General features: G+C 36.3%; 8 protein-coding genes and 1 pseudogene. 4 read left to right on the top strand and 5 right to left on the bottom strand.

The features are described 5' to 3' along the window. Positions 1-12: 12 nt before the first annotated feature. A complete protein-coding gene (locus AC1W31_RS02525) occupies positions 13-573 on the bottom strand; it encodes a helix-turn-helix domain-containing protein (RefSeq protein ID WP_481732823.1) in 561 nt (186 codons plus the stop codon). 523 nt (positions 574-1,096) lie between these two features. Here AC1W31_RS02525 and AC1W31_RS02520 point away from each other — a divergent pair. Then, positions 1,097-1,645, top strand: a complete 549-nt coding sequence (locus tag AC1W31_RS02520) for a fasciclin domain-containing protein (protein ID WP_481732822.1) — start codon at positions 1,097-1,099, stop codon at positions 1,643-1,645. 116 nt (positions 1,646-1,761) lie between these two features. On the opposite strand, the gene AC1W31_RS02515 is transcribed toward AC1W31_RS02520, so the two are convergent. Both AC1W31_RS02515 and AC1W31_RS02510 read right to left on the bottom strand, forming a co-directional pair. Next, positions 1,762-2,934 carry an aminotransferase class V-fold PLP-dependent enzyme gene (locus tag AC1W31_RS02515; RefSeq protein ID WP_481732821.1) on the bottom strand — a complete coding sequence of 391 codons (1,173 nt, stop codon included), beginning with the start codon at positions 2,932-2,934 and terminating at the stop codon, positions 1,762-1,764. 798 nt (positions 2,935-3,732) lie between these two features. Beyond that, a pseudogene (locus AC1W31_RS02510) lies at positions 3,733-5,349 on the bottom strand (amidohydrolase family protein). A gap of 97 nt (positions 5,350-5,446) precedes the next feature. Here AC1W31_RS02510 and AC1W31_RS02505 point away from each other — a divergent pair. Together AC1W31_RS02505 and AC1W31_RS02500 are read left to right on the top strand one after the other, a co-directional pair. Further along, on the top strand, positions 5,447-6,793 hold the full coding sequence (locus AC1W31_RS02505; RefSeq protein WP_481732820.1) for a hypothetical protein: 1,347 nt from the start codon (positions 5,447-5,449) through the stop codon (positions 6,791-6,793). 156 nt (positions 6,794-6,949) lie between these two features. After that, complete coding sequence (locus AC1W31_RS02500; RefSeq protein WP_481732819.1) at positions 6,950-7,792, top strand: hypothetical protein; 843 nt, start codon at positions 6,950-6,952, stop codon at positions 7,790-7,792. A gap of 68 nt (positions 7,793-7,860) precedes the next feature. On the opposite strand, the gene AC1W31_RS02495 is transcribed toward AC1W31_RS02500, so the two are convergent. Both AC1W31_RS02495 and dnaG read right to left on the bottom strand, forming a co-directional pair. Then, on the bottom strand, positions 7,861-8,364 hold the full coding sequence (locus AC1W31_RS02495; protein ID WP_481732818.1) for a SixA phosphatase family protein: 504 nt from the start codon (positions 8,362-8,364) through the stop codon (positions 7,861-7,863). Between the two features lie 64 nt (positions 8,365-8,428). Then, positions 8,429-10,519, bottom strand: a complete 2,091-nt coding sequence (dnaG, locus tag AC1W31_RS02490) for a DNA primase (protein ID WP_481732817.1) — start codon at positions 10,517-10,519, stop codon at positions 8,429-8,431. Positions 10,520-10,693: 174 nt separating this feature from the next. Between dnaG and AC1W31_RS02485 the strand changes: the two genes are divergently transcribed. Then, entirely contained in the window at positions 10,694-11,077 is a 384-nt protein-coding gene (locus tag AC1W31_RS02485) for a DUF3574 domain-containing protein (protein ID WP_481732816.1), read from the top strand. The last annotated feature ends 281 nt before the right edge of the window (positions 11,078-11,358 follow it).

The raw sequence follows: 11,358 nt of genomic DNA, 5'->3' as shown, positions 1-11,358 counted from the left end.
CAAAAACAATGACTAAATATATTCAACAGCTTTCCTTCTTTTGTTTTTCAATTGTTTGAAATGGGAAGGAGTCAAACCCGTAACTTTTTTAAATTGAGTGCATAAATGCGCACTACTGCTATAATCCATCTTATAGGCTATTTCCGAAATGTTCAATTCTCCATAAATCAACAGTTCTTTTACCCTTTCCACTTTGTGTAAAATAATAAATTGTTCAATAGAGATTCCTTGTATCTGCGAAAATAAATTTGCCATATACGTATAATCGTAATTCAGTTTTTCGCTCAAAAAGACAGAAACATTTACCCGTACTATTTCCTCAGAATTATGAATCATTTCAATAATGGTATGTTTCACTTTTTCAATTAAAATAGAACGTTTGTCGTCGATCAATTCAAGGCCAGCATTTTCGAGTTCCATTTTTAGAAAATCACGTTGTTCTATCGTGAGTCTTTCCATAATTTCAACTTCTCCCAATTCCAGCATTACAAAATGTACCCCAAGTGCTTTCAAAGCCGATTTAACCACCGTTTTACAGCGATTACTGACCATGTATTTTATATGTAATTTCATGGTATCTTTCTATTATTAGGTAATAGTGGAAATTAAAATTAGGGATATGTTAGGATAATTAATATGATTTTAATCACAGAAATACAAAGTATTCGTTAGAACATAGTTTATGTTTTAAGGTATTATAATTACTTGATTAACAGAAAGTTACATTACTAATACCTGACATCTAACAACTAAATTCTAACCCCGTATTTAGAAATAATGTTTTAATCTTTCTTTAATACTTACCGCCTTTAATTTTTAATTAAATCCTAACCCTTACTTAGCGTGTTATTGTTTTTCAAGGAACTAAGTATAATACAATCATTGCAAAGCGTAAAGGTCAGAATATTACCGGTAAAAGACATAGCCGTTTTAGAGGTAATAATTACATAATTCACACTTTCCAAAAAGATAGATTACTAAAAACTATTTTTAATTGATACAAATCCAAACATTTCAATTTATCGTTAGTTATTATAATTGTATTTCATCAACAAATTTTTAACAAGACGATGCGGCGTTCCGCAGTAAGCAAATTATGAAAAAGTTAATTTTAGTATTCGCATTAGCATTGGTATCCTTAGGTTCATTTGCACAAATGAAAAAATCAGTAATGGTAGGTGGTGCAGCGATGTATCCTTCAAAAAACATTATTGAAAATGCCGTAAATTCAAAAGACCATACTACTTTAGTAGCGGCAGTAAAAGCTGCAGGTTTAGTAGAAACACTTTCAAGCGCAGGCCCATTTACGGTTTTTGCTCCAACAAATGAGGCATTCAATAAATTACCAGCTGGAACGGTTGAAACTTTGGTAAAACCAGAAAATAAAGGAACACTTACTACGATTCTTACGTATCATGTTGTAGCAGGAAAAATGAGTGCGACTGACATCGTTGCTGCCATTAAAGCGGGCAACGGGAAGGCAACAATGAAGACTGTTCAAGGTGGAACATTAACAGCATCTTTGAAAGGTAAAAGTGTAATTCTTACGGACGAAAAAGGTGGAATGTCGAAGGTGACAATTGCTGACGTAAATCAAAGCAATGGTGTTATTCACGTTGTGGATACAGTTTTAATGCCAAAATAATTGATAATGATTAATTGATAATTGTTGAAATGCTGATTTGGAACTAATAATTCCGAATCAGCATTTTTTATCGATTATCGATTATCGATTATCGATTATCGATTATCAATTATCAATTATCGATTATCAATTGCCAAAAGTCCTTCGACTAATAAATCAATATCCGTTTGGTCGTTATATAAATGTGGAGAAACTCTGATGGATTCGCCACGGAAAGAAACGATTACATTTCTCCGTTTTAATTCCCCTTGAATTTTATTTATATCCGCACCCGTAGGTACTCGTAAACCCACCAAATGATGCGTTCTAAATGCTACATCTTCCACCCAATAACCTTTAGATTGTAAGGTTTTCAGCGGTTCTTCCAACAGATTTTTACAGTAGTTTTGAATATTCTCCACGCCCCAATCCAAGAGTTGATTGAGCGATGTTTCCAGCATTGGATTTAGGATGAAATTACTTCTTTCCCCTACATTATAACGGTCAGCTTTTGGGCGATAATTATCTTGATAAATGATTAAACTCCTGAAATCTTCCGATCCAACCCGATTAATCCAATTGCGTTCGATGGATGAACCCGTATCGAAATATTCGCCAAAATAAGCTACTCCCGCTGAGTACGGCCCAAGTAACCATTTGTAGCCCACATTGATCAAAGCGTCGGGTTTAATTGTCTGAATATCAATGGGTAATGCGCCAATAGATTGAGCGCCATCAATGATAAATAATGCTCCGTAAAGTCTGCATTGCCGACCAATTGCTTCTAAATCAAACCGAGTGCCATCCGCCCAATGCGTGGGAGAAATCACGACCAAACAGGTATTGGCATTGATAGAATTTATCAACGTTTCATTCCAAATTTTACCCCGATTTTCGAGCGTAGTAGGTGGGAGGACAGTCTTGATTTTCAGCCCTTTTTCCATACAAATTCCTTCCCAAGCATAGACATCCGAAGGGAATTCTTCATGAACCATTACAATTTCTTGCCCTGATTTTAGGTTTGGTTTAAACCCTAAATTTCTCGCCACAATTGCCATGCCGTAGGACGTGGAGGGAATCATGGCGATACGTTCAAAATCGGGACAATTTATCAGTTTAGCGAATGCTTTTTGAACGGGAATGGTTGTTTCAAAAAAGGTTTCTTGCGTGATATTTTGGGGATTAGATTTACGCATAATTCCCTCTAAACCAGCTTTTTCTACTGATTTTAGATTGGGTGACATCGTGGCACAATTGATATAATGAATGCCTTCTTCGAGGCTAAATAGTGATTTTTGAGATGGGAGCATGGTTTGTTGATAAAGATGATTTTATAAAAATACGAATAGTTCTTTCCATTTCTTAAAACCTCTCTGTTAAAATATTTTAACGACCTTAAAAACCCTAAAAACAATACATATATCCGATTGATAATTGCTTTTATTCTATGGAAATCTGTCGTATATTTTAACAATTTACCTCCATGAAAACAACCTAAACACAAGCCCAAATGATTTTTGTTACGGTTAATCAAAAACAAAAAATATTATCCTGTTACTATGGCATCGTAATTTTACGCTTTTTTGTCTCCAAAACAGCAAGCAAAGAATGTACGCCGGAAGTATTGGTTATTTTAAATAACCCTTTGATCGTGAAAAGTCTATCCGTATTTATCGGGCTTTTCTTATCCATTTTTTCTGCATCATTGGATATGACAAAACGGAAAATAAATTACAGATACTAAACCTCAAAGCCAGTATTTCGAGAAGAGGAAAGAAAAATTTACCGAATGTTTTCTGAAGGAAAATTTATTTTCCTCCGTATATTTTACTTTTTAAATCCAAAAACATGGAACGAATGCACCTTTAATTATCTGTTTAATGTTGTACTCACGAAAATCGAAAGATTTTCCGACATTACAATCATTACGGGAACATTAAATGTGAAAGTTTTTGGAGGGGATAATAAGAAAAATGATACGAATATCAAAGACCGTATCATCGTTGGAAAACGTTGGGTGAAGCATACTTTGCTGACTCTGAATTTTGAGTTATTAAACATACGGAAGTCGTTTTTTTAAAGGACGACTTCCGTATGTTTTCGTGAAATTATTCCTTACTGCCTTGCACTTTTCCGCCAACTTTCTTTTCCATTCCAGGCTGAAAAATTTCAAAATTCTCCTTCTTCTTGGCATCAGCAACGATTTTTTTGACATCATCCAAGAGTTTTTTAGCATCATAAATCACCCCGTCTTTAATCGTATATTTCACGCCACCTACTCGCACGACTTCGTTCTTATCAGTTAATCTAATAGCCCCCGTTCCGTAGAGATTTTTGAGATTTTTTAAAGGATTTTCTTCCATAATGATCATGTCCGCCAATTTTCCAACTTCCACCGAACCAATTTTATCTGCCATGCCCAAAGCTTCTGCACTTTTGAGTGTTGCAGCTCTGATAACTTCCAATGGATGAAAACCGGCCTCACGCAAAAGTTCCAATTCACGGATGTAGGCAAAACCATATAATTGAAAAATAAACCCCGAATCCGAACCCGTCGTCACTCGTCCACCCCGATTTTTATATTCATTCACAAACGCCATCCAAATTTTGTAATTTTCTTTCCATTGCACCTCTTGTTCCGTTCCCCATTCTTGCCAGTATGAGCCATGCGAAACCCTTGAAGGTTGATAAAAACGCCATAATTGAGGTAAGGTATATTCCTCATGCCACTCCGCCCGACGAGCCAACATCAACTCACGATTTGCTTCATAAATATTAAAAGTTGGGTCAATGGTAAAATCTTATTTTAACAATTCGTCCATCACGTCATTCCAACGTTTTGAGCCTTGTTTTGCCGCTTGTTTCCACAATTTCCCCGCTTCTTCAAAACGATTTTGTTCGTTCGAATAATTATAATCGGCCGGGTAATCTTGAATCGTCTGACTGTCAAAAAGTGCCTCTGGAAGTCCGTACCAGTGTTCCATCGAAGTTAAACCTGCTCTGGCGGAGTTCAATACATTCCACCGAGCCACATCCACTTGGGCGTGGTGAAATGCCGAACGTAACCCTAATTCTTTATTTCTACGCAAAGCTGCATCAATTACTTCGGGTCTTGCGCCAAAGAATTTAATGCCATCCGCTCCCTTTTTTGCATTTTCTTCTACCCAAGCTCTGGCTTGTTCTGCGGTAGTGATTGACTCCTTTGAACCCATTCCAAAAGCAGTATAAGCCAAGATTCGGGGAGCAGTAATTTCATTTTTGGCAGACTTCATTTTTTGATCGAGTGTCCAGTCCAAACCATTACCCGCCGATGGGTCACGAATGGTGGTGATACCGTGTCCAAGCCACAATTTATAAACGTATTCCGCTGGTGTTCCTTGCGATTTTCCGCCAATGTGTCCGTGCATATCTATAAATCCTGGAAGCATATACATACCCGTACAATCCAATTCTTTATCGCCCTCATTGAGTTTCGGACGACTTTTGGGGTCAATTGGCACACCCGGATAACCCACTACTTTAATTTCAACGATTTTATTTTTCTCCACCACAATATCACAAGGTCCTTGCATGGGCGAGCCCGTACCATTGACAAGATTTACACCCCTGATTATCAGACGATTAAATTGCCCATCACCTTCAGCCCGTGGAGGAGCTTTTTCTATTTGGGCTTGGGTGGCAAATGTGAAAAAGAATGTGAGGAGAATAAGGGAAAGTTTTTTCATGATTGATGAATTTCTATATGTTTGTATGTAAGTTAATAATTTTACTTCTTTAAAATAAATTTCCTGTAATTTTACAAAACTTGAATCTAAAAGCACCATGAAAAAAATCTATTTTCTTTTCGTTACCAGCCTAATAACGTTTAATACTTACGCCCAAACTACCCTCAAATATTCGGGAAATGCCACTACCACCTATTTTGGATTTAATTACAAAATAGCGGGTATTGGCGACATGGATGTTTCAAATAATGCAGACCAAATTGGAACTCATATTGGATTATTTGGTCAAGCTACTAATGCTCGAGGCATCAATATTGGAGTTTATGGAACAACAAAACAAAATACACTTACCAGTAATGTATATTACACAGCAATATATGGAAACAATCTTTCAAACCAATTGAGTATTCCCAGTGGGTATGTTACTGGAGGTTCATTTTTTGCCAGAAATTATGGTGATTATGCTATTACTAAAGGCATTGAGGTGGCTGCAAGTGGAACTAATAATTCTTCAAATGTTATTGGGATGGATGCTACGGCATATAACACAGCTAATACAACTTCAAATAGAACAATTGCAGTAAGAGGAATAACAACCTCTGGCAATTCCACGACCCTATTTTATCAGGATACTACTAACCCAGGGGGTTACTTCAGTAGTAATGATGGACAAGGAGTTTATGGAACAACCACTGACGGTTATAATTATGCTACCGTTGGCAAAATTTCTCAAGGGGTTACAGGCTATAGTAATATAGAAAATGCGTACATTAATGCTGGTGTTTTAGGGGCTGTTGCGGGTTCGGGAAAGAATAAATATGGTCTTTGGGGCTATCTGTTGGGACCTGCTGGAACTGATTTATCGGCAGCAGTATTTGCTACTGATGTAGTTGGAGCAAATAACACTCATGCGGGATATTTTCAGGGAAAAGTTACTATAAATGGCAATTTAACGATAAATGGAAATTCAAGTGCCTCGGGCGTAAAAACTTTTAGAATTGACCACCCCCTTGACCCTAAAAACAAAATCCTTCGCCATGCCGCCATGGAAAGTAATGAGGTTTTGAATCAATATAGTGGCAATATTACCACAGATACTTCGGGTTACGCTACCGTTACTTTACCCAACTATTTTGAGACTTTGAATAAAGATTTTCGCTATCAGTTGACTGTAATTGGTTCTTTTTCACAAGCCATCATTAAACAGGAAGTAATTAATAATCAGTTTACTATTCAAACCAATCAGCCTTCTATAAAAGTAAGTTGGCAAGTTACAGGTGTACGAAATGATAAACTAATGCAATATACTCCATTTGCAGCTGAAACCGAAAAAACAGATACTGAAAAAGGAAATTATCTAAGTCCAGAAGCATACGGGAAGCCTTCAAATACCAATACATTGCCATCAATTCCATCTTTGAGTTTACCAAAAGATAAGAAATGAAAATTGGGTCAACTCAGAGTTGATTAATTAGTTTTATCAAAATTGGTTTGAAAGCATAATAACTTTCAAACCGATTTTATTTTCTACCAATTCTTCCAAATAAATATGGTTTTTGTTGAAATTGCGTAAATTGCCAACCACTCATTCAACAACATTATGAACAAATTTATCCGAAACAATTTTTTAGCCATTTGCATCACTTTGGCAGTTATTTATGCCTTCGCCAAAAAAGCAACTATTTTTCAGCAAGAATCAAAACCTAAAGTGGAAACTATTTTGTCCATCAATCAAGAGACAAATAAAACGTTTACTGATTATTGGAAAAATGGTAAAATAGAAATTACAAAATACGACTTAAAAGAAGATTCAATATCAGTAGGAGAGGGGAGTTTAACTTTTTCTATTGACTACGTAGAAGGCGTAAATAAAACCGATTCAATTCAAACATTACATTCAGATTTTTCGGGTAAAATTCATCAGGAAAAATATGATTATTCTGCGATGACTTCTACCTATTTACCATTAAATCTTACAGTTCGTCCTCATGCGATGAAAGTGATAAATTCTGTGCAAGAACCAACCGAGAGTTCATTTTTAGCATTATCTCAGATTCCGAAATACTACGAAATGATTGCCAAAAATACTTTTAAGGAAAAAACAAAAGAGCATTTTGTATTAGAACGAAAAAATTTAGAAGATGAATTATGGGCAAAAATTAGAATAAATCCTAATGATTTGCCTACGGGAGATATTGAGATTATTCCAAGTTTCGCTTTTTGGCAATCGGTCAGAAAATCGCCCAATATTTATGAAGCAAAAGCAGAATTGAAAGATTATGTAGGAACAGAATTTACGGGTAAAAAACTAAAAATTTACACATTAGATTATCCCGATTTGAAGCGAAATTTGTCAATCGTTTTTGAAGGAGCATTTCCTTTTGAGATTGTGGGTTGGAAGCGGGTTAGTGAAGGGAAGGTTGCGGTTGGAGTTAGGGAATAGGCCTTATCTACAAAGGTACTAAGACTCCAACAAAACTTTGTGACTTAGTGCCTTTGTGGCTAAAACTACTACACTTTCACCCCCAAAATCCCATCGGGAGAATCATAGAAAGTGATATGTCCAGATTTTTTTGTTAATTCCGCCCACGTCAAATTTTCAATGGTCATTCCCACTACCGCACACGTTGGCATTGAACCAATTTCCTCACCCGTTAGATATTCAGCTAAGTAACTAATACTTGGATTATGCCCCACAATCATGACTGAATCCATACTTTCTGAAACTTCACTCAAGGCATCTAAATAATGCTTTGGCGAACTCTCATACAAATCTTCAACAACTTTAACTACTTGATTATCAAGTTTTAATTGCTCGCAAAAAACTTGAGAAGTCATTTGTGTACGTTCTGCGTGTGAGGTTAAAATTAGGTCAATTCCTTGCATTTTTGAAGCAAGGTGTCTGCCCATACGAGCGGCATCAATCATTCCATTCGCAACGAGCGGACGGATTAAATCTGGACTTACGGAGTCAGATGCCTGTGCGTGACGGACTAAATATAAGGTTTTTGTCATTATTATTTAATGGTAAAGTTTTAAAAATTGAGCATTGAACATTAATACACTTTTAGAATTCCTCCTACCGAATTACCACCGTCCCTAATTCTTTTGCAATATCTTTCTCAATATTTTTGGCTTGCATAAACATTTCCAAAAGGCGAGTTTGCTCGTTCATGTTGGAGGTTTGGGACATTTTTTTCATAATTTCCTTCATCTGTTGCTCGTTATAAGCCTTTTTCAGTCGGAGAATATTTTGATAAGCCAAATCTGCTAACTTGTCGATTTCCGTTGGAACGATAATGTCATGTTTAACCCAAGCTTCAGAAATTGAATAACGTTCAGACGAAAGATTGATTGCTTCATGTTGAATTTTCTCTAATTTGTGGCCAATAAAATGTTGGGCATTCAAGATATTTCCTTGCAAAAGTTGTTCTCGAAATATGGTTAAAATATCTTGATAAATAGGCGTTGCAAAATTCATTCCGTCTATTTCGGCTAAAATATAATGCGTCACCGTTACGCCAGGGGCCACGCCAGGGTCAACATCTTTTGTGCCATGATTTATCAATAACCGAATACACTCCAATTCCTGCAAACCCATACCCGAAATAACCGTTCTGGGCGCTTCGGGAGGATCAATGATGGGTTGAGCAACTTGTTGATTTGGCGCAAAATCTCCTAAAAATCCAGAAAATTCTTCATCTTCCGAAAAACTGGGCATATCGCCCAAATTGATGTTCGGAGCGGGTTTACTGAGCGTTACGCCTTTCGGTAAATCGTTCTGCAAACGTTGGCGATTATTATCTCTTTCTCGGTCTTTATCTTTTTGTCGGCCTCTTTCAATGGTTATTTTATTACTTTCCGAAATCAATAATTGTTCATCAATCTGCATCAAACTGGCCGTTTTTTGAAAAAATATCGACCTTTTTATCGAATCTGGAATTTTGGAAATACTTCCCACCATATCCTTAATTAACTCGGCACGTTTGAAAGGGTCGCCTCCTGCTTCTTTTAAGGAAAGTTCAGCTTTGAAGGTAATAAAATCGGTAGCGTTATCTTGAATATTTTTTACAAATGCTTCAGAACCAATCTTTTGAACATAACTATCAGGATCTTCGCCTTCTGGGAAAACGACTAATTTTACGTTCAATCCTTCTTCCAAAATCATGTCCATTCCACGCAAAGAGGCTTTTATACCAGCCGAATCACCATCATAAAGCACCGTAATATTTTGCGTAAATCGACCGATTAAACGAATTTGTTCAATCGTCAAGGACGTTCCCGAAGAGGCAACTACGTTTTCAATACCTGCTTGATGCAAAGAAATTACATCCGTATATCCTTCCACCAAATAGCAAACGTCCTTCGTTCTGATGGCATTTTTGGCTTGAAAAATTCCGTAAAGAACATTCGATTTATGATAAACCTCCGTTTCGGGCGAATTCAAATACTTCGCTTGCGACTTATCTGCCTTTAAAATTCTCGCTCCAAAAGCAATCACTTTTCCAGAAACGTTATGAATTGGAAAAGTTACCCGATTACGGAAGCGGTCGAATGATTTATGCTGGTTGCTACCAAAGCTTGACTGTTCACTATCCTTAATAATCGTTAGTCCCGCCTTCTCCAAAACCTCTAAACTATACCCATTTTTTAAGGCTTCTTTCGTGAAGGCATCCCAAGATTCGAGACTGTACCCTAATTCAAAAGTATTAATTGTTTTATCCGAAAAACCTCTTTCTTTGAAATATGGATAACCGACAGATTGCCCTTCGTCATGTTTCAAAAGGTTATTTTGGTAATAATTTTTGGCGTAATTCAAGACAATTAAAAGGCTTTCTCGTTCATTTTGCGACTGTAATTGCTCGTCAGTCATGACGGTTTCTTGAATTTCGATGCCGTATTTTTTCGCTAAATGTCTGAGTGCTTCACCGTATCCCAAACCTTCAATATCCATGATAAAACGGATAGAATCTCCCGCTTTTCCACAACCAAAACATTTATAAATTCCTTTGGCGGGCGATACCGAAAATGAAGGTGATTTTTCGCCGTGAAAAGGACAGCACGCCCAAAGATTCGCCCCTTTTTTCTTCAAAGACACATAGTCTCCGATGACATCCGCCACATCGGCAGATTGTCTTATTCGTTCTATGGTTGCTGGATCAATTCTCATGGGTTCTTTCTTTATTCAAAATTACATTTTTTGTTTGATTTGTACTTCTATTTTGCTCGATATTCATACAGACCTACTTATTATACAACGGAATCATCGCTTTGTAATATCAATTTCAAATTATTTTGTAGCTTAGTATTTACCAATTATTCAAAAAAAAACTTCAAAATCTCAATGAAAATACTCTCCATTTTAGGAATAATACTCATTTTAGGCTCATGTACAGTATTCAAAGGTCAGAAAATGACGAAAACCGAACTGTTTTTTGGTCTATCAAAACCTGGTGGACAAATTATTTCAACGAAAGATTGGCAAGCTTTTGCCGATACTGTCATTGCTAAAATTTTCACCGAAGGTTCAACAGTTATTGATGTTCGTGGGCAATGGCTTGGACAAGATGGAAAGCTCGTTTCTGAATCTTCAAAAATGTTAATTGTCATTTCAACATTAAGTTCAGAACGCTCAAAACAGATAGATTTAGTAAGAGAAAAATACAAAAAATATTTTCAACAACAATCGGTAATGCGGGTAGATAAGGCTGTGCGGGTAGAATTTTAAAATAACTTACCAATTAAATTGTAAAAATTGTGACTATTCATAAAATGTCTTGTCATACATAGATAGGAGGTAAATACCTAACCGTTGGTTGTATCGCCTTGCTGTTATTTTTGGATAGTAGAAACTCTTCGCCCTCGTGGTAAAGAGTTTTTTTTTGATTACTTGATTATATAGTTGAAAACTAATAACTTAATGTTCTATTCAAACTCAAAATGTAGATGATTTCTCAACAAAAAGATGGCAAGAATTTTGTTAAGATATTTATGAACACAACCAATTTT

Source organism: Arcicella sp. (genome assembly GCF_964672035.1).
The sequence above is the reverse complement of the archived record's forward strand: the minus strand, read 5'-3'. Positions and strand labels throughout refer to the sequence as shown.